Consider the following 19616-nt stretch of genomic DNA (forward strand, 5'->3'; position numbering starts at 1 on the left):
CTCCTGGGAGACGCCCTCGGCGGCGGCGACGTCGACCTGGGCGAATCCCCGCTTCCCGGTCATCTCGCGGGCCGTGGGGGGGGGGGGGGGCCCCCCCCCCCCCCGCCCCGCCCCCACCACCGCGAAACGCTTCAACATGAGGCAAAGCTGACACCTCGACGGGGGTGCGGCAAGGTCGAAGTTCTACACCTTCGTTACGGATGGTGCGGGTGGGACTCGCCTACGCGTGGCCGGAGATGCCGCCGTCCACCGGGATCACGGTCCCGGTGAGGTACGCGCCGGCCCGCGAGGACAGGAAGATCGCGGCGCCCGCCATGTCGTCGGGGCTGCCGATCCTGCCCAGCGGGACGTGAGACGCCACGGCCGCGCGCATCTCCGGGTCCTTGAGGGCGAACGCCATCATCTTCGACTCGAACGGCCCCGGGGCGATCGCGTTGACCGTGATCGACTCCTTGGCGAGGCGCTGGGACAGGTGCCGGGTGAGCATGTGCACGGCGGCCTTGGCGGCCGAGTACGCGTAGTTCTCCATCGAGGGCACCCGGATGCCGTCCACCGAGCCGATGTTGATCACCCTGGCCGGGTCCTCCGGGCTGGCAGCGGCGCGCAGCAGCGGCAGGAACCGCTGGGTCAGGTAGAACACGCCCTTGACGTTGATCCCCCAGAGCTTGTCGAACGCCTGCCCGGGGTACTCCTCCAGCGGCGCACCCCAGGTCGCCCCGGCGTTGTTGACCAGCACGTCCAGGCGGGACTCACGCGCGGAGACCGCCTCGAACAGCGCCGAGACCCCCTCGTCGGTGGACAGGTCGGCCGGTACGGCGACGCACCCCAGTTCCGCGGCGGTCTTCTCGACCTCGGCCGCCTTCCGCGAGGAGATGTACACCGTGGCCCCCGCGTCGACGAATCCGGCCGCGATCATCCGGCCGATCCCCCGGGAGCCGCCGGTGACGACGACGGTCTTGCCTTCCACCGAGAACAGAGTCATGTTCGGTAGCATGCCGCACGCCCCGCGACCCCGTCCATACCGACTGGTCGGTTCCTTTTTCTTCCGCTCCCGGGTGCCCACGGACGCGGACTTTCCTGCCCTTCGTGCCGCTACGCGAGAAACGTCCTCAAAATAAAGCCGCCCAACAAAAAGAGAATGAAACAATCTTCCAAGGCGCATTGACAGAACCTGTTCGGATGGTGTGCCTTCGTATGTCAGGGGTCGGCGACGCGGAGGTGGGACACGACCATGGTGGGCACGGGGGCGCGCGTGGCGGTACTCGGTCTGGCACTGACGATCTCGATCCTCCCCCCGGCGCGGACACCGGCGCCCGCCCACGCCTCGAACCCCGCCCACGCCTCGGCTCACACTGAGAGCCCGGCCTCCTCCCATGTCCGGGAAGCGCTCACCGCCGGGCGAACGGGAAACGACAGGGCCGCGCCGCAGAAGAAGGTCGTCCGCATGGGTGCCGTCCAGAGCGTGGACTCGATGAACCCGTTCCTGGCGGTCAGGCTGATCTCCACGTCGATCCACCGCTGGACCTACGGCCAGCTCACCACCCCCGACCCCGTGACCCTCGCGCCGAGCCCCGACCTCGCCGAGTCGTGGAAGACCTCGCCCGACAGGCTGACCTGGACGTTCACCATGCGGGCCGGGGCCACCTGGTCGGACGGGCGGCCCGTCACCGCCCACGACGCGGCCTGGACCTTCAACAAGATCATGACGGACGACGCGGCCAGGACGGCGAACGGCCCCGCCGTGGAGAACTTCGCCGCCGTCACCGCGTCCGGCGACCGGACCCTGGTCATCAGGACGAAAAAGCCGCAGGCCTCGATGCTGGAGCTGCCGATCCCGATCATGCCCAGGCACGTCTGGGAGGGCGTCGGCGACATCGCCGCGTTCGAGAACGAGACCTATCCGGCGGTCGGCAGCGGTCCCTACATCCCGGTCGAGCACAGGAAGAACGCGTACGTGAGGCTGCGGGCCAACCCGTCGTACTGGCGCGGGGCCCCCGCGATCGACGAGCTGCACGTCGTCTTCTACGAGAACCCCGAGGCGGCGATCGCCGGTCTGCGGAAGGGCGACGTCGACTGGATCGGCAGGCTGGCGCCCCCGCAGTTCCAGGCCGTCGCCGGTCACCCCGACATCGTGCCGTGGAACACCCAGGGCCGCCGGGCCGCCTACCTGCAGCTCAACCCGGGCGCGGCGACCTCCGACGGCGAGCCGATCGGCGACGGGCACCCCGCGCTGAAGGACGCCAGGGTGCGCCGGGCCATCCACCACGCGATCGACAAGCGGACGCTCGTCGAGCAGGTGCAGAACGGGCTCGCCGTCCCTGCCGACGGCTCGATCGTCCCGCCGATGTACCGGGAGTTCTTCTGGAAGGCCGAGGGCGACGAGGCCGTCGCCTTCGACCCGGCCGAGGCCGGGCGCATCCTCGACGAGGCCGGGTACGCCAAGGGCGCCGACGGGGTGCGGACCATGCCCGGCGGCGGGCGCGCGCTGGAGATGCGGTTCAGCGTCCGCACCGAGGAGCCCGTCGAGGAGAAGATCGCCCAGTACCTGACCGGCTGGCTGCGCGACATCGGCATCCGGCTGACCGTCCGCAGGATCGACGCCAACCGCTACACCGAGGAGACCGGGAGCACGGCCCTGTACGACATCGCGATCAGCGGCTGGTCGGTCAACCCGGACCCGGAGGAGGTGCTGGCCACCCACCTGTGCAGCCGCAGGCCCACCGCGAGCGGCCAGGGCGGCGGCACCGAGTCGTTCTTCTGCGACGACGAGTACGAGCGGCTGTACGGGGCGCAACTGGCCGAGCTGGACCGGGCAGAACGGGTGGGACTGATCAAACAGATGCAGCGGCGCCTCTACACCGAGGCCCCGGTCATCGCGCTCTACTACCCGAACAACCTGGAGGGCTACCGCAGGGACAGGATCGCCTCCATCACCCCGATCCCGAAGGACCGGGGGCTGCTGTACGGCGGGAGCGGCTACTGGCCGGTCTACTCCCTGCGCGCGGTGGAGCGCCCCGCCGTCCCGGAGGGGAACGGCACCGGCACCGCCGTGGCCGTGGCGGCGATCGCCGCGCTGGCCCTCGCCGCCGGGGGCGTCCTGCTCGTCAGGCGCCGCCGCGCCTCGGCCGACGACCGCGAGTGACGTCGATGCGGACCTCGGCACGACCCCCGGCCCGGCCCCCCGCGCGGACCCCGGCGCGGGTCCCCGCGCGGATCTCGGCGCGCCTCCCGCGACGGATCTCGAAGCTGGTCTCGGCGCTGGTCTCGGCGCGGCTCCCCGGGCGGGGCGACGAGAACGAACGGCCGTCCGAACAGGACGAACAGGACGAGCGGGACAGGCGGGAGGAGCGGGAGGAGCCGCGCGCCGCCCGCAGGGCCCTGGCGCGCTACGCGCTGGTCAAGCTCGGCGGGGCACTGCTCAGCATCGCGCTGGTGGTCGTCGCCACCTTCTTCCTGTTCCGCCTCATCCCCGGCGATCCGACCATCGCCTACACCCGCGACGTGCCGGTCACCCCCGAACAGCTCGACCTGCTCCGCAGGCGGCTGGGGCTGGACCGGCCGCTGGGCGAGCAGTTCCTCGACTTCGCCTGGCGCACCCTGCGGCTGGACCTGGGCACCTCCTACGAGTACCGGCGCCCGGTCACCGAGCTGATCGCCGAACGGGTGGGTCCCACGCTGCTGCTGGTGGGCGCCGGGCTGGCCGTCGCGGTGGCCCTGGGCATGTGGCAGGGCACCAGGGCCGCCTGGCGGCACGGCGGCCGGTTCGACCGCCTGGCCACGGGAACCGCGCTGACCCTGTGGTCGGTGCCGACCTTCTGGCTGGGCCTGCTGCTGCTCATGGTCCTGGCCGCGGGCGCGGGCCCGGTGCCCGGCCTGTTCCCCACCCGGGGCATGCAGGACGTCGACGCGCCCGGCGGGCCGCTGTACCTGCTGCACGTCGCCCACCACCTGGTGCTGCCCTGCCTCACCCTGGTCGCCATCGTCTACGCCCAGTACATGCTGGTCATGCGGTCGTCGCTGCTGGAGGAGATCGGCCAGGACTACGTGACCACCGCCCGCGCCAAGGGCCTGCGCGACGGCGAGGTCCGGCGCCGCCACGCCGTGCCGAACGCGCTCCTGCCCACGGTGACGCTGGTCTTCATGCAGATCGGGTTCGTGGTGGGCGGCGCGGTCTCGGTGGAGTTCGTCTACTCCTGGCCCGGCCTGGGCCTGCTGTTCGTCGAGGCCATCAGGGGACCCGACTACGCGGTCATGCAGGGCACCTTCATGCTCGTCTGCGTCGCGGTGATCGTCATGAACACGCTGGCGGACGTGGTCTACCACGTCCTGGACCCGAGAGTGAGGTCGGCGTGATCCTCCAGGCGCCGCGCAGCATCGCCCGTACCCGCCGTCGTGCCGCCCTGGCCCGGTTCTGCCGCGCGTACGCGCGCGACCGCGCCGGGATGTACGGGGCGGCGATCCTGCTGGCGGCCGTCCTGGCGGCACTGGTGACGCCCCTGGTCACCGACCCGTCCGGGATGGACGTCACCGGGACCACGGGGGCGGCGATGGCGCCCCCGAGCGCGGGCTTCCCGCTCGGCACCGACGAGTCGGGCCGCTCGGTCCTGCTCATGCTGCTGTGGGGCTCGCGCGTCTCGCTGCTCATCGGATTCGTCTCGGCCCTGCTCAGCATGGTGATCGGCACGGTCTTCGGGATCGCCGCCGGGCACTTCCGCGGCCCGGTGGGGGCCGTGCTGATGCGCGTCACCGACTGGTTCCTGGTGTTGCCCTCGCTGGTCCTGGCCATGGTGCTCGCGGCCGTCCTCGGCGGCGGCGCGTCCACGGTCATCCTGGCGATCGGGGTGACCTCGTGGGCCTCCACGGCCCGGCTGATCCGGGCCCAGACGCTGACGGTCGAGGCCAGGCCGTACATCGAGAGGTCGAAGGCCCTGGGGGGCGGGCACTGGCACGTCATGACCCGGCACGTGCTGCCGAACGTCGCCCCGCTGGTGCTGGCCAACACCACGCTGACGGTGGCGAGCGCCATCGTCGCCGAGTCCACCCTGGCCTTCCTGGGCGCGGGGTCGGGCCAGGTCTCCTGGGGCGGCATGCTGCGCGGCTCCTACGACTGGGGGGCGGCCACCTCGGGCGCCTGGTGGTACGTGCTGCCACCGGGCCTGTGCATCGTCGCGGTGGTATTGGCGTTCACCCTCTGCGGGCGCGCCATGGAGACCGTGCTCAACCCGCGGTTGCGGGGGGCGACCCGATGAGCGACCCCCTGGGCGACCCGGTGAGCCACCTCGCGGGCGGCCCGATGACCGGCCTGGAGAGACTCGCGGCGAAAGGCCCGGCGAACGGGGCGGCGAACGGCCCCGCGGACAGGCCGGCGAACGAGCCGGCGGGGCTGCTGGAGCTGCGGGACGTGTCGGTGACCTACCGGGGCGCGACCGGTGACGTGCCCGCCGTGCGAGGCGTCTCCCTGGCCCTGGACGCGGGCGAGGCGCTCGGCGTGGCCGGGGAGTCCGGATCGGGCAAGTCGACGCTGGCCATGTCCCTGCTGCGGCTGCTGCCCCGGGACGCGCGGGTGTCCGGGCGGATCCTGCTGGAGGGCGAGGACGTGCTCGGCATGAACTGGGGGCGGCTCCGCGCCGTCCGCTGGGCGTCGGCCTCGGTGGTCTTCCAGGGTGCCCAGCACGCGCTGAACCCGGTGCGCAGGATCGGCGACCAGATCGCCGAGCCGCTGCTCGTGCACGGCACGGCCACCCGGGCCGAGGCCGGGCGCAGGACGGCGGAACTGCTGGAACAGGTCGGCCTGCCGGCCTGGCGGGCGCGCGGCCACCCGCACGAGCTGTCCGGCGGGCAGCGCCAGCGCGTGATGATCGCCATGGCGCTCGCCTGCTCGCCCCGCCTGATCATCGCCGACGAGCCGACCACCGCCCTGGACGTGATGATCCAGGCGCAGGTCCTCATGCTGATCCGCTCGCTCGTCGCCGAGCACGGGATCGGCCTCATGATGATCTCCCACGACCTGTCGGTGCTGGCCTCCACGTGCGACCAGCTGGCGATCATGTACGCGGGGCGCGTGGTCGAGTCCGGTCCGGCGCGGCAGGTCTTCCGCGCCGCCGCGCACCCCTACGGCAGGGCGCTGGCCGAGGCGTTCCCCACCGTCGGCGACCCCTCCTCCAGGAGGGCGCCCCGGGGGCTGGGCGGCGACCCGCCCGACCCGGCGCGCCTGCCCCCGGGGTGTTCCTTCCACCCCCGCTGCCCGGTCCCGCTCCTCTCGTGCGCGTCGGAACCGATCGAGCTCCGGCCGGTGACCGCGCGCGCCCCGGGCGGCGCCCGGGACGGTCGTACCGTGGACGACGCCACCCCGGCCGGGCGGGCGCGGCCGCACGTCGCCGCGTGCGTGCACGTCGGCGAGGAGGCGCGGTGACCCTGCTGGAGGCGCGGGACCTGCGCGTGGAGTTCGTCTCGCGCGGGCGCAGGGCGCGCGCGGTGGACGGGGTGAACCTCGCCCTGGCCGAGGGGGAGATCGTCGCGCTGGTCGGCGAGTCCGGCTGCGGCAAGACGACGCTGGCCCGCACCCTGCTCGGCCTGGAACGGCCCGTCTCGGGCTCGGTCCGCTACGGCGGCACCCCGCTGAACTACTCCTCGCGCGCCCTGAAGGCCTACCGGCGCGAGGTGCAGCTCGTGCTCCAGGACCCCACCGGGGCGCTCGACCCCCGCCACACCGTCTACGAGGCGGTGGCCGAGGGGCCGCGCATCCACCGCCTGCCCGGCGAGGAGGAGCGCGTCGCGTCGGCGCTGTCGCGGGCCGGGCTGCGTCCCCCCGAACGGTTCTTCGGCCGCCACCCGCACGAGCTGTCCGGCGGGCAGCGCCAGCGCGTCGTCATCGCCGGGGCGCTGGCGCTGGAGCCCAGGGTGCTGGTCGCCGACGAGCCGGTGGCCTCGCTGGACGCCTCGGTACGCGGGGAGATCCTCGCCCTGCTGCTGCGCCTGCGCGCCGAGCTCGGCCTGTCGGCCCTGGTCGTCACCCACGACCTCGGGTTGGCCTGGAACATCGCCGACCGCGTCGCGGTGATGTACCTCGGCAGGATCGTCGAGTCCGGGCCGGTGGAGCACGTCCTCACCGCGCCGTCGCACCCCTACACCCGGGCGCTGCTGTCGGTCCTGCCGGACGCGCCGTCGCCGGTGGTGCTCGGCGGGGAGCCGCCGGACGCCACCCGCGTCCCCGCGGGCTGCCGCTTCCATCCGCGCTGCCCGGTGCTGGCCTCGGGCGCGGCGGCCGACGCGGGGGTCGACGGGGCGTGCACGTCCCTGGCGCCACCGGTCCTGCCGTCCTCGCCCGGCGCGCACGTCGCCTGTCACCACGCCGAGGCCACCATCCTCAGAGGCCGGGCAGGCGGCCGTTCCTGAACAGGTCCACGAAGAGGCCGTGATCGACCCTGGCCCGAGCCCCGTAGGCGTGGGCGAAGTCGACGAGCGTGCGGGTGAAGCCCTCGGCGTCGCCGCCGATCACGGCCACGATGGCGTCCTCGGTGGAGAAGTCGACCAGGTCGTGGCTGGACTCGTCGTCGGCCACCGAGTGCATCCTGGCCACCGCCCGGCCCAGGTCGCCGATCACCGAGGCGAGCTCGTCGGGCTCGTTGACGTCACCCCAGTCCAGGTCGGCCGAGTAGGGGGATACCTCGGCGACGAGCTGGCCGACGCCGTTCAGCGTGGTGTAGCCGAGCCAGGGGTCGGCGTAGGCCTGCAGGGCCCGCTGCGACTCGGCCGTGCGGTGACCCTGGTGCTCGAAGTGGCCGTGCACCTTCTCGTCGTCGATGTGGCGCGCCACGGCCGGGACCTGCGCCTGCTTCATGTAGAGGACGACGTCGTTCTCCAGCGCCTGGGTGTGCCCCTCCAGCAGCATGTTGTACGAGGGCAGCCCGGCCGAGCCGATCCCGACGCCGGTGCGGAGCGCGAAGTCCTTGATCCTGTGCTCGATCTCCGAGGTCGCCGGGAGCGTCGTCAGGTAGTCCTGGAAGGCCGCCTCCACGGCGCGGCGGGTGTCGGCGTCCACCGGGTACCGGCCGTCCATCGCGGCGAACCTGCGGTCGAAGTTCTCGACGGTCGTCTCCAGCTCCAGCAGCGCCACCCGGGTGTTCAGCCGGGCGTGCTGCAGCACCCGGTGGAGCACGCCGCTCGTGGTGTCCAGGGTCAGCGAGCCGATCGCGTCGTCCCCGCCGTGCGAGATGCCGGTCAGCTCGGTGAGGTAGGAGGAGGCGAAGCCGGTCACCAGGCCGGTGATGACGTCGTCCGACAGCGCCTTGGCGTACCCGATGAGCGCGACGCTGGCCACGAACCGCCGCAGGTCCCAGATGTAGGGGCCGACGTAGGCCTCGTCGAAGTCGTTGACGTTGAAGACCAGGACGCCGGAGGCGTTCATGTAGGTGCCGAAGTTCTCGGCGTGCAGGTCGCCGTGGATCCAGACGCGCCTGGTCGGCGCGTCGAGGAAGGCATCGTCGGCGAACGCGCCGGTCATGTCCGCGTAGAACAGGCTGGCGCTGCCGCGGTAGAAGGCGAAGGGCGAGGCGGCCATCTTGCGGAACTTGCGCCGGAAGGCGGCCGGGTCGCGCCGCATGGAGTCGCCGAACTCGGTGATCAGGACGTCGAGAATGTGCGCCGAGCGCCCATCGGTGGTCATGGTGCGCACCGTAGGGCGTACGGGCGGGACTGCGCCAGTCCCGGGGCCGCACGAATCTGGAACGCGCCAATCCCCGGCGCCGCGGCCCGCCCCGCGGCGGCGGTCCGTGGGCCGGAAAGGCCGTGTCGCGGGCCGTGCCGCGGGCCGTGCCGTGGGCCGTGTCGCGGGCCGGAAAGGTTCGGGAAGGGTGTCGACAGCCGTGCCGGATGATCATAGTGTCGGGGCATCGGGACACCAGTGTCCGGGAACGACCGGATCGCGTGATGTGGAGGTTCGCATGGCGGTGCTGGAGGGCAGGGCGGCCGTGGTCACCGGGGGGTCCCGGGGCATCGGCCGTGCGATCGTGGAGCGTCTCGCCCGCGACGGGGCGGACGTCGTCTTCAGCTACGCGCGTGACGCCGCGGCCGCGGCCGACGTGGAGCGTACGGTCAAGGAGGCGGGCGGGAGCGCCCGCGCCGTCCAGGCCGACCTCGTCGAGCCGGGTGCCGCCGAGCGGCTGATGGAGACCGCCGGGGAGCTTCTCGGCGGCCTCGACATCCTGGTCAACAACGCCGCGCTGAGCTTCACCCCGGCCCCCCTCGCCGAGACCACCGAGGAGTCCTGGGACCGTGCCATGACGGTCAACGCCAAGGCCCCCTTCCTGACCGTCCGCCACGCCGCCCGGCACATGCGCGACGGCGGGCGCGTGGTCAACATCTCCACCGTGAACACGGTCCGCGCCGCCCCCGGCAGCACCCCCTACGTGACGAGCAAGGGGGCCCTGGAGCAGCTGACCGCCGTCGCGGCCCGCGAGCTGGGCGGGCGGGGCATCACCGTCAACACGGTCTCCCCGGGCGCCACCGACACCGACCTGCTGCGCGCCACCAACCCCGCCAGGATCCTGGACCAGATGGCCGCCATGACCCCGCTGGGCCGCCTGGGCGCCCCGGCCGACGTCGCCGACGTCGTGGCCTTCCTGGTGGGCCCGGACGGCCGCTGGCTCACCGGCCAGAACGTCCACGCCGACGGCGGCCTCCTCTGACGGGGAGAACGGGGAGAACGACGAGAACGGCCCGGCGGGAGGGCGGCTTCGCGAGGAGGGCCTCCCGAGGGGCTCCGTGAAGGGTCTCGTGAACGGTCCGGTGAGGGGTTCCACGACACGGTCGCGGGGCGGCGGGACGTGCCTCCCGAGGGGCCCCGTGAAGGGTCCGGTGAGGGGTTCCACGGCACGGTCGCGGGTCAGCGGGACGTGCCGCCCGGTCCCCCCGGCACGTCCCGGGCCTCGTAGTCCTTCAGGGTGATGGCGTTCGCCGTCTTCCTGACGCCCTTGGCGATCAGGCCCTTCCAGGGGACGTAGGGCAGGAGCCTGTAGTTCTGGTTGACGAACCAGGACATGAACCGGCTGTCGGGGACCATCCACTTGCCCACCCCGTCGCCCGCCTTCTGGCAGCCCTTCACGTACGCGCGCATGGCCTCCTCGTAGCGGGCGAAGCCCACGCGGTGGTCGCCCCCGGCGGCGGCCAGCTCACCGGCGAGGACGTAGGCGCCGATCATGGACAGGCCGGTGCCCATGCCCGACAGCGGCGAGGCGCAGTAGGCCGCGTCCCCGAGCAGCACGGACCGGCCGCGCGACCAGGTGTCCATGTGCACCTGGCTGATCGAGTCGAAGTAGAAGTCCTTCGCGTCCTCCATCTCCCTCAGCAGCCGGGGCGCCTCCCAGCCGACCCCGGCGAACGCCTCGGCGACGATCCGCTTCTGCGCCTCGACGTCGCGGCGGTCGTAGGTCAGCTCGGGGGAGGCGAAGTAGAACGTCGCCTTGGCCTCGGTGTTCCCCCGGGCGCTGTACATGCCGATGAGCTTGCCGGGGGTGTTGTGCATGAGCCCGCTGTGGTCGAGGCCCAGGTGGTTGGCGGTGGTGAAGACGGCGCAGTACAGGCCCATCTCCCGCACGAACCCCGACTCCGGGCCGAACGTCAGCGCACGGACGTTGGAGTGCAGCCCGTCGGCCCCCACGACCAGGTCGAACACGCGCGGCGCGCTCCGCTCGAAGGTGACCCGGACGCCCGTGCCGTCGTCGTCGATCGCGGTGACGGAGTCGTCGAAGACGTACTCGACGTGCTCGCGGGTGTGCTCGTACAGGATGCGTCCCAGGTCGCCGCGCAGGATCTCCAGGTCGCCGCTGAAGACGTCGGCGGGCATGGCGGCGAGCTTCCTGCCGTTCTCGTCGACGTACGTCATCGCGCCCATGTTCGTCCGCTCGCGCCGGATGTCGTCCAGGATCCCCATCCGGTCGAGCATGGTGAGGTGCGCCTCGCCGCGGAAGTCGACCGCGTAGCCGCCGTCGCGGACACCGGGGGCGCGCTCCACGATCGTGGGGGTGAAGCCGTGGCGGTGCAGCCAGTGGGCCAGCGCCGGACCGGCGACGCCGGCCCCGGAGATCAGGATGTTCGCGTTCTTCGGGCGGGGTGTGGTGTTCATGGGGACGAGCCTGCCGAAGGGCGCTCACCGCCCGCTCACCGCTCGCTCACCGCCTTCGCCGTGGTCTCGCGAACCGGTGAGCGGGGACGCCAGGACGGCCGCCTCGGGGACACCGGCCAGGCGGAGCGCGTCCAGCCCCGACAGCCGCGTGCCCTCGCGGCGGGCGTCGTCGTACCGCGTCGCGCCAAGCGCGGCCCGCGCGGCGGCGGCCGTACCGGAGACCTCCGGGTCGTCATCGACGGCGACGCCGCGCAGGGCGACGGCCGCGCCGAGCAGCAGGGCGGCGGTCCTGGCGTCGCCCCCGCGCACGGCGATGCCCGCCAGGGCCTCCACGGGGCGGGCGCTCTCGGTGATCGCCCCCGTCTCCGCCGCCACCCCGAGCGCCCGCCGGTGCAGGGCGCGGGCCTCCTCCAGGTCGCCCGCGGCCTCGGCGATCCTGCCGAGCCCGAAGAGCGCGGCCGTCCGGTTCCCCGCGCTCCTGACCCAGTCCGTCTCGAACCGTTCGAGCGCCTGCTCGTACAGCAGCCGCGCCCCGGCCGTGTCGCCCTCCAGCCGCGCGATGTCGCCCAGACCGCGCAACGCCGCGGCCAGGTAGGTGAGACTGCCCGCGTGGCGGGCGATCTCGGCGGCCCGCTCGTAGTCGGCGCGGGCCCTCGTCAGGCCGGTGCTCGCCGGGTCCCTCCCGGTCCGCACCGCCTGGACGTGGTAGTCGGCCCGGCCGCAGAGCATGTCCGGGACGTCCTCGACCGAGCCGAGCCGCTCGGTCAGGGCCAGGGCCTCGTCGACCAGGGCGATCGCCTTGCCGGGGTCGCCGCCCAGGGACGCCAGGCCGGCCAGCGCGTCCAGGGCCAGTGACGTCCCCCACGCGTCGCCCAGCGAGCGGAAGGCGTCGGTGGCCGAGGTGAACTCCCCCTCGGCCCCCGCCAGGTCCCCGGTCCCGAGCCGCGGGTATCCCGACAGCAGGTGCACCACGGCCCTCTCCCAGGGGTCGCCGCTCGCCCGCCCGCGGTCGATCAGCGCCAGGGCGACGCTGGAGTCCCCCGAGCTGGAAGTGATCATGGGCCAGAGGAGGGTGATGATCGGGTGACGGCGCGGCCGGTCCGGGTCGGCCGCGACCGCCCCGGCCGTCGCCCGGTGACGCTCCCACGCCGGCCTTCCGGCCTCCCCCGACGCCGCCGCCAGGGCGCAGAGCACGTACTCGTCCCCGTGCCCCGGGGGAGGGCCGTCGCCGACCAGGTCCAGCAGCGCCGCCGCCGGTGCCACCGCCAGGCCGCGCATGCCGCGCATCCACAGGTACGGCGACAGCCAGGCCAGCAGTTCGAGGGCGAGCACGGTCCACCCGGCCTCGACGGCCCGGCGCAGCGCCGCCTGGAGGTCGGCGTGCTCGGCGACGAGCGCCTCCAGCCACCGCAGCTGCTCCGAGCGCCGCAGGTGCGGGCCCGCGGTCCGCGCCAGGTCCAGGAAGTGGTCCGCGTGCGCGCGCCGCAGCGTCTCGGTCTCCCCGGCCTCCTCCAGCCGTTCGGCGCAGTACGCGTGGATGGTGTCGAGCATCCGGTAGCGCCCGCCGCTCACCTCCAGCAGGGACTTGTCGGCCAGGGAGCCGAGCAGGTCCTCGGCGTCGGGCGTCCCGCAGACCCGCTCCGCCGCCGCCGCGCTCACGCCCCCCGCGAAGACCGTCAGGCGCCTGGCCATCACCCGTTCGGGCTCCGGCAGCAGGTCCCAGCTCCACGCCACGACCGCCCGCAGCGTGCGGTGCCTGGCGTCGGCCGTGCGGCTGCCCCGCGACAGCAGGCGGAAGCGGTCGTCCAGGCGGGCGGCGAGCTCGGCGAGGTCGTAGGTGCGCGCCCTGGCGGCGGCCAGCTCGATGGCCAGCGGCAGGCCGTCGAGCCCGAGGCAGATCCGCCGCACGCTCTCGGCCGCCGCCTCGTCCAGGACGAGATCGGGCCGCACGGCCGCGACCCGGTCGGTGAAGAGCCGCGCGGCCGGGAGCGGGCCGAGCGGCCGTACCGGCCACAGGTTCTCGCCGGTGATGCCGAGCGGCTCCCGGCTCGTCGCCAGGACGCGCAGCCGCGGGCACCCGGCGAGCAGCCGCCCGACCAGGTCCGCGACCTCCTCGACGACGTGCTCGCAGTTGTCGAGGACGAGCAGCGCCGGCCTGCCGGCCAGCGCCGCGAGCAGCCTGGGGACGGGCTCCGCCGCGCCCGCCGGGGCGAGCAGGCCGCCCTCGCGCAGGCCGAGCGCGCCGAGCAGGGCCCCCGGCACCTGCCGCCCGTCGCCCACCGCGGCCAGTTCGACGAAGCAGACGTCCGGCAGGCCGCCCGCGACCTCGATCGACAGCCTGGTCTTGCCCGCCCCGCCGGGGCCGACGAGGGTGACCAGGCGCGTGTCCCTGAGCAGCGCGGAGACCCTGGCCAGGTCCTCCGCGCGGCCCACGAAGCTGGTCAGCTGCGCCGGTGGGGCGGGCGGCTCGTACGGCCGCTCGCCCCGCAGCAGCTCCCGGTGGACGTCCGCCAGCTCCGCGGAGGGGTCGGCGCCGAGCTCGTCGGCCAGCAGCCGCCGCGTCTCCTCGAAGACGAGCAGGGCCTCGGCCTGCCTGCCGCCCGCCTGGAGTGCGCGCATGAGCAGGCCGCGGATCCTCTCCCGCAGCGGGTGGCGGTCGGCCAGCTCCCGCAGCTCGGGGACGGCGGCCCGGTGCTCGCCCCGCCGCAGGTCGGCCTCGATCCGGTCCTCCAGGGCGCCGAGCCCGCGCTCCTCCAGCCGCGCGGCCAGGGCCCGCACCGAGGCGGCGTCCGCGACGTCGGCGAGCGCGGGTCCCCGCCACAGGTCCAGGGCCTCGCGCAGCAGCGCGGCGGCCCGCGCCGGGTCGCCGTCGCCCAGGGCGGCCCGTCCCTCGTCGGCCAGCGACTCGAAACGGTACGCGTCGAGGTCGCCGGGATCGACGGCGAGCCGGTAGCCGGACGGGACCGCCTCGATCGCGGCGTGCCCGCCCAGGACCTGGCGCAGGCGCGACACCTGCGACTGCAGGGCGTGCGCCGTTCCGCCCGGCGGCCGGTGGGCGTAGAGGTCGTCCACCAGGAGGTCGGCCGGCACCGTCTCACCGGCGCGGGCGAGCAGCAGGGCGAGCAGCGCCCGCCGGGCGGGGCCGCCGACGCGGACCTCGCCGCCGTCGTCGTCCCACATCCGCGTGGTGCCAAGGATCCCGAACCGCATGGGGCAATTGTCTTCCCTCGCGGGAGGTGGCGTGTTCCCCTGTGGGTCTCGCGGGGGTCCGGGAGCTCTTTCACGGGTCTCGTGTGGGTTCGACAGCTCTCAGAGCGTCGCGTGCTTCCTTGCGGGTCTCGTGTGGGTTTGGCGGCTCCCTTACGGGTCCCTCAGGGCGTCGCATGCTTTGTCGCGGGTCTCGTGAGGCGTCGCGTGTTCTGCCGCGGATCCGGTGTGGCCTTGCGGTGCTTCCTCACGGGTGCCGGTCGGAGACCGAGACGATCTCTCCGGTCATGTACGTCGAGTACTCGCTGGCCAGGAAGACGATCACGTTGGCCACCTCCCACGGTTCGGCCGAGCGGCCGAACGCCTCGCGCGCGGTCAGCTCGGCGAGCAGTTCCTCGCCGGTGACCCTGGACAGGAAGGGGTGCATGACCAGCGAGGGGGCAACCGCGTTGACCCGGACGCCGTGCGGGGCCGCCTCCAGGGCGGCGCACCTGGTCAGGGCCATCACCCCGGCCTTGGCGGCGGCGTAGTGCGCCTGCCCCTCCTGCGCCCGCCAGCCGATCACCGAGGAGTTGTTGACGATCACCCCCGAGCCGCGGGGGAGCATCCGCCGCAGGGCCGCCCGGGTGCAGCGCATCGTGCCGGTGAGGGTCACGTCCAGGACGGCGTCCCACTGCTCGTCGGTCATGTCCGCGAGCCGTGCCGTACCGCCGAGGCCCGCGTTGTTGACCACCACGTCCACCCGTCCGTGGGCCTCGGTCACCGCGTCGAACATGGCCTGCACGGCCGCCTCCGAGGTGACGTCGCACGGCACCGCGAGCGGTGCGACCCCCGTCAGCGCGGCCAGCGCCTCCGCGGCCTCGCCCAGCCGCCGCTCGTGCCGGTCGGAGACGACCACGGTCGCGCCCTCCTCGGCGCAGCGCCTGGCGGTGGCGTACCCGATGCCCGTCCCGGCCGCCGCGGTGACCAGCGTGACCTTCCCGTCGAGCAGGCCGTGGGCGCGGGGGTAGGGGGGAGGTGTCGCCATGAGGGCTCCGTTCGGCGGTTCCGGTCGGGCGGTTCGGTGGTCACGTCGGGGCGGGACCGTGGCCGGGCGGCTCCGGGAGAGGCCCCGGAGAGGGGGCGGTCGGAAAGGCGCGCCGGTCCGGTGGCCGCCTCACCCCTTGGGCAGGCCCAGGGTGCGCTCGGCGATGATGTTGCGCTGGATCTCGCTGGAACCGGCGTAGATGGTGTCGGCACGGCTGAACAGGTAGAGCCGCTGCAGCGCGTTGAGCTCGTACGGGGCCGCGTCGGCGACCAGGCCCTCCCGTCCCTGCGCGGCCTGGGCCAGCTCGCCCAGCCGCCGGTGCCACTCCGACCAGTAGAGCTTGCCGATCGACACCTCCGGGCCCGGCTCCCCGGCCGAGAGCGAGGTCATGGTGCGCAACGCGTTGAACCGCATGATCTCCAGCTCCAGCCACGACCGCACCAGCCGGTCGCGCAGTACGGGGTCCCGTGCGGTGCCGGTACGCCTGGCGGTGGCCACGACCTGGGCGAACTCCCGTCGGAAGCCGATCTGCTGTCCCAGGGTGGAGGCGCCGCGCTCGTAGCCGAGGGTGGCCATCGCGACCCGCCATCCCTCGCCCGGGGCGCCCAGGATGTTGCCGGCGGCGGTGCGGGCGCCGTCGAGGAAGACCTCGTTGAACTCGCCGGTGCCGGTGAGCTGGCGGATGGGCCGTACCTCGATCCCCGGCTGGTCCATCGGGACCAGCAGGTACGACAGGCCCCGGTGCCGTTCCGAGCCGGGCTCGGTCCTGGCGAGCAGGAAGCACCAGTCGGCCACGTGGGCCAGGGAGGTCCACACCTTCTGGCCGGTGACGACCCACTCGCCGCCCTCCAGGCGCGCCCGGGTCCGGATGCCGGCCAGGTCCGAGCCGGCCTCCGGTTCCGAGTAGCCCTGGCACCACAGCTCCTCGCCCCGCCGGATGGGCGGCAGGAAGCGCCGCCGCTGCTCCTCGGTGCCGTGGTCGAGAATGGTCGGCCCGATCAGTCCCTCCCCGATGTGCCCGACCCTGGTCGGTGCGTCGGCGCGGGCGTACTCCTCGTGGAAGGCGACCTGGTCGGCCAGGGAGGCGTCCCGGCCGCCGTACCGTCCCGGCCAGCCCAGGCAGGTCCATCCGGCCTCGCCCAGCCTGCGCTCCCAGGCCAGGCGGATCTCGTGGCCCTCGTGCTCGCGGCCCGGCCCGCCCAGCCCGCGGGCGTGCGCGAACTCGCCGGTGAGGTTCTCCTCCAGCCAGGAGCGCGCCTCCTCGCGCAGGCTCCCCCCGCTTCTCCCGCTTCTCCCGGACGGACCGGTCGGGTCAGGCTCGGACGGGCCGGTCACGTCAGGCATGGACGGGCCGGTCGGGTCAGGCATGGACGGGCCGGTCGCGTCAGGCTCGGACGGGCCGGTCGCGTCAGGCATGGAAGCGGCCGTAGCCGCCCTTGAAGAACAGCAGCGGGCCGCCCTCCCCCTGGACGCCGAGCCGGTGGACGCGGGCGACGACGATGAGGTGGTCACCGGCCGGGTACTCGGCCTCGACCGAGCAGTCGATCCAGGCCAGGGTGTCGTCGATCACCGGGTTGCCTCCGGGGGAGGAGGTCCAGCCGATCCCGGCGAACTTGTCGCCGCCCCGGCCGGCCAGCGCGGCGCAGACGGACTGCTGGTGCTCGGCCAGCACGTTGACCGTGAGGTTCCCGGCGGCGCGCAGCCGCGGCCAGCTCGTGCTGGTGTGGGCCACGCAGAAGGCGACCAGCGGAGGGCTCAGCGACACCGAGGTGAAGGAGTTGGCCGCCAGCCCGCACGGCGCGCCCGTTCCCGGGTCCACGGCGGTGATGGCCACCACGCCGGTGGCGAAGTGGCCGAGCACGGAGCGGAACCTCCGCCCGTCCACGTCGGGGCCCAGGCCGTTGACCTCCGGCCCCTCGGTCCTCCTGGCGACGGGATCGCCGGCGCTGTCAGACGGTCCCTGCGAAAGGCCACTGTGCATGGCGACTCCGTTGGCGGTGGTGCCGCGCCCGGCCACACCGGCGCACGGGCGGCCGCCTGCCGCGGGCAGCCGGGTCGCGTGAGTGCTCATGGTAGGACTCGCCTCCTCGATCGCGCCCGATCGGCCTCCGATGGAGTTCGGCGGCGGACGACGCGTCCGGCCGTCTGAAGAAATAGTACCAAGCGCTTGCTTGGATTACAGGGGAAGCCGGAAAAGTCCCCGGCGCCGACCGGCGTCGACGTCCGTGACCCCTCGGCTCCGGTCGATGTCGACGCACGCCACCTGCCAGGCTCCCGTCGGCGGCGGCGCTCCGCGCGGCTCCGGGGGCGTTGACACCCGCGATCCGCCCGGCCTAGCCTCTGGCCAAGCGCTTGCTTGTGATCGGGGGTGCGTGTGGGCGGGTTCCGGGACAGGACGGCCGTGGCCGGCGTCGGCTACACCCGGTTCTCCAGGAACTCCGGGGTCAGCACCCTCACCCTGGCCTGCGAGGCCGTCCTGGCCGCGCTGGACGACGCGGGGCTGACGGCCGACGACGTCGACGGCATCGCCACCCACCGGGTCGGCGACTCGGCGGCACCGAGCCTGGTCGGCCCGGCACTCGGCATCCACGAGCCGTCCTGGTACCTCGACCAGTTCGGCGGGGGCAGCGTCTCCCATTCGGTGGTCGGCCAGGCCGCCCTCGCGGTCGCGGCGGGGGTCGCCGAGACCGTCGTCTGCTACCGGGCGATCAACGCGCGCTCGGAGTTCCGGATGGGCGGGACCGGCCGGGCGCTACCGGTCAGCCCGGAGGTCCAGTACCAGGCGCCCTACGGCTACGTGGCGCCCCCGCAGCAGTACGCGATGTTCGCCCGCGCCCACATGTCGAGGTACGGCACGCTCCCCGAGCACTTCGGGCGGCTGGCGGTGATCCAGCGCGCCAACGCGGTGAGGAATCCCCGCGCGCTGATGCGCACCCCGATCACCCTGGACGACCACCTGGCCGGACGATGGATCGCCGAGCCGTTCCGGCTGCTCGACTGCTGCCTGGAGACCGACGGCGCCTGCGCGCTCGTCGTCACCGGCGCCGAGCGCGCCGCGGACCTGCGCAGGCCGCCGGTGCTCGTCTCGGCGGCGGCGTGGGGCGGCGGCGACTCCTTCCTGTCCGGAGGCCGGGCGGACACCACGACGACGAGCGCGGCCGAGCTGGCCCCGCGCCTGTACCGCCAGGCGGGCGTGGGACCCGCCGACATCGACGTGGCCGAGATCTACGACTGCTTCACCTACTCGGTGATCGTGCAACTGGAGGACTACGGCTTCTGCGCCAAGGGGGAGGGGGGCCCGTACGTCGCCTCGGGCGCCGTCGGGCCCGGCGGCGAGCTGCCGGTGAACACGCACGGCGGGTTCCTGTCGGAGGGGTACGTGCACGGCATCAACCACATCGCCGAGGCGGTCTCGCAACTGCGGGGGGACGCCGGCGACAGGCAGGTACGCGGCGCCGAGGTGGCGCTCTCGACCGCCCAGCCCGGCTACATCCTGCCCGCCACGTCCGCCCTCATCCTGCGGAAGGGCTGAGCGATGCGTCCCGTCGTCGACCGCGACTCGTCGGAGTGGTGGGAGCGGGTCGCCCGAGGGGAGTTCGTGCTCCAGCGATGCGACTCCTGCGCCACGGTGCGGTTCCCCGCCCGCGCCTACTGCCACCGGTGCAGGACCCGCGGCTGGCACTGGGAGCCGATCGCCCCCGTCGGCCGGGTGGAGAGCTGGATCGTCAGCCACCAGCCCTTCCTCGCCGGGACGACCGAGCCCTACGTGGTGGTGCGGGTGCGCCTGGACGAGGCGCCCGAGTGCGTGATGTACGGCAACTGGCGGGCGCAGGGACCTCCGGCCGACGGCATGGCCGTCCGTGCCCGTCTCACCGAGGTGGACGAGGAACTCTCGCTGGTCGACTGGTGCCCGCTCGGCTGAAAACCGGACCGGGAACGGGGAGCCGGAGCGAACCGGGGCCGGGGACGGCGGCGGGCCGTGAGTGAGGGGCGGAGCGGCCGGGGCCGGGGATCGGAGGGCCGGAGCGGTCCAGGGGCCGTGCAGATGCGTCCCGGCGGGCCCCTGTCCCTCAGGAGCGCCTCCGAGGGGGAAGCGCGCCCTGGCGGGCGTGGGGGACCCGCCAGGACGCGTTCCGCTCCGGCGCGGCGGCGGAGGACCCCGGCGAGGGATGGGGTCCTCGGCCGCTAGGAACTGTTCGAGGTTCGGATCATGTGGTTGAGGTGAGGAGTTTCAGCCACATGATCGAGCCCCGGAGGTGG

At 73.8% G+C, this 19616-nt stretch carries 15 protein-coding genes; 8 read left to right on the plus strand and 7 right to left on the minus strand.

Annotated elements, in window-relative coordinates:
- Positions 1-220 precede the first annotated feature (220 nt).
- Positions 221-982 (minus strand): SDR family oxidoreductase, encoded by a 762-nt coding sequence (locus ACLQ2R_RS39185; RefSeq protein ID WP_425966490.1) that lies wholly within the window; start codon positions 980-982, stop codon positions 221-223.
- 462 nt (positions 983-1444) lie between these two features.
- Here ACLQ2R_RS39185 and ACLQ2R_RS39190 point away from each other — a divergent pair, with 462 nt between their 5' ends.
- Genes ACLQ2R_RS39190 through ACLQ2R_RS39210 form a run of 5 tightly spaced genes read left to right on the plus strand, consistent with a single transcriptional unit; the run spans position 1445 to position 7395 of the window.
- Complete coding sequence (locus tag ACLQ2R_RS39190; protein WP_425966491.1) at positions 1445-3142, plus strand: ABC transporter substrate-binding protein; 1698 nt, start codon at positions 1445-1447, stop codon at positions 3140-3142.
- A gap of 5 nt (positions 3143-3147) precedes the next feature.
- A complete protein-coding gene (locus ACLQ2R_RS39195; RefSeq protein WP_425966504.1) occupies positions 3148-4353 on the plus strand; it encodes an ABC transporter permease in 1206 nt (401 codons plus the stop codon).
- Entirely contained in the window at positions 4350-5249 is a 900-nt protein-coding gene (locus tag ACLQ2R_RS39200) for an ABC transporter permease (protein WP_425966492.1), read from the plus strand. Before ACLQ2R_RS39195 ends, ACLQ2R_RS39200 begins: the two co-directional genes overlap by 4 nt.
- Entirely contained in the window at positions 5246-6412 is a 1167-nt protein-coding gene (locus tag ACLQ2R_RS39205; protein WP_425966493.1) for an ABC transporter ATP-binding protein, read from the plus strand. The genes ACLQ2R_RS39200 and ACLQ2R_RS39205 overlap by 4 nt, the downstream gene beginning before the upstream one ends.
- Entirely contained in the window at positions 6409-7395 is a 987-nt protein-coding gene (locus ACLQ2R_RS39210; protein ID WP_425966494.1) for an ABC transporter ATP-binding protein, read from the plus strand. The genes ACLQ2R_RS39205 and ACLQ2R_RS39210 overlap by 4 nt, the downstream gene beginning before the upstream one ends.
- Here the strand turns inward: ACLQ2R_RS39210 and ACLQ2R_RS39215 are convergent.
- Positions 7367-8665, minus strand: a complete 1299-nt coding sequence (locus ACLQ2R_RS39215; protein WP_425966495.1) for a DUF2252 domain-containing protein — start codon at positions 8663-8665, stop codon at positions 7367-7369. The two genes, ACLQ2R_RS39210 and ACLQ2R_RS39215, sit on opposite strands and share 29 nt — an antisense overlap.
- Positions 8666-8942: 277 nt before the next feature.
- Between ACLQ2R_RS39215 and ACLQ2R_RS39220 the strand changes: the two genes are divergently transcribed.
- A complete protein-coding gene (locus ACLQ2R_RS39220) occupies positions 8943-9686 on the plus strand; it encodes an SDR family oxidoreductase (protein WP_425966496.1) in 744 nt (247 codons plus the stop codon).
- 197 nt (positions 9687-9883) lie between these two features.
- Here ACLQ2R_RS39220 and ACLQ2R_RS39225 read toward each other — a convergent pair whose 3' ends face one another.
- The 5 genes from ACLQ2R_RS39225 to ACLQ2R_RS39245 form a co-directional block, all read right to left on the minus strand.
- The gene (locus ACLQ2R_RS39225) at positions 9884-11122 is read right to left on the minus strand and encodes an FAD-dependent monooxygenase (RefSeq protein WP_425966497.1); all 1239 of its coding nucleotides are present in this window, start codon (positions 11120-11122) and stop codon (positions 9884-9886) included.
- A gap of 24 nt (positions 11123-11146) precedes the next feature.
- The gene (locus tag ACLQ2R_RS39230; RefSeq protein ID WP_425966498.1) at positions 11147-14332 is read right to left on the minus strand and encodes an ATP-binding protein; all 3186 of its coding nucleotides are present in this window, start codon (positions 14330-14332) and stop codon (positions 11147-11149) included.
- A gap of 244 nt (positions 14333-14576) precedes the next feature.
- Positions 14577-15356: an SDR family oxidoreductase gene (locus ACLQ2R_RS39235; RefSeq protein WP_425966499.1), complete on the minus strand. Its 780-nt coding sequence runs from the start codon at positions 15354-15356 to the stop codon at positions 14577-14579.
- A 129-nt stretch (positions 15357-15485) separates the two neighbouring features.
- Positions 15486-16700 (minus strand): acyl-CoA dehydrogenase family protein, encoded by a 1215-nt coding sequence (locus ACLQ2R_RS39240; protein ID WP_425966500.1) that lies wholly within the window; start codon positions 16698-16700, stop codon positions 15486-15488.
- Between the two features lie 64 nt (positions 16701-16764).
- Positions 16765-17427 (minus strand): flavin reductase family protein, encoded by a 663-nt coding sequence (locus ACLQ2R_RS39245; RefSeq protein ID WP_425966501.1) that lies wholly within the window; start codon positions 17425-17427, stop codon positions 16765-16767.
- A 303-nt stretch (positions 17428-17730) separates the two neighbouring features.
- Between ACLQ2R_RS39245 and ACLQ2R_RS39250 the strand changes: the two genes are divergently transcribed.
- Together ACLQ2R_RS39250 and ACLQ2R_RS39255 are read left to right on the plus strand one after the other, a co-directional pair.
- Entirely contained in the window at positions 17731-18888 is a 1158-nt protein-coding gene (locus tag ACLQ2R_RS39250) for a thiolase C-terminal domain-containing protein (RefSeq protein WP_425966502.1), read from the plus strand.
- A gap of 3 nt (positions 18889-18891) precedes the next feature.
- Positions 18892-19278: a Zn-ribbon domain-containing OB-fold protein gene (locus ACLQ2R_RS39255; RefSeq protein WP_425966503.1), complete on the plus strand. Its 387-nt coding sequence runs from the start codon at positions 18892-18894 to the stop codon at positions 19276-19278.
- Positions 19279-19616 lie beyond the last annotated feature (338 nt).

This window comes from Streptosporangium sp. DT93, assembly GCF_049844535.1.
In the GTDB taxonomy this organism is placed as follows: domain Bacteria; phylum Actinomycetota; class Actinomycetes; order Streptosporangiales; family Streptosporangiaceae; genus Streptosporangium.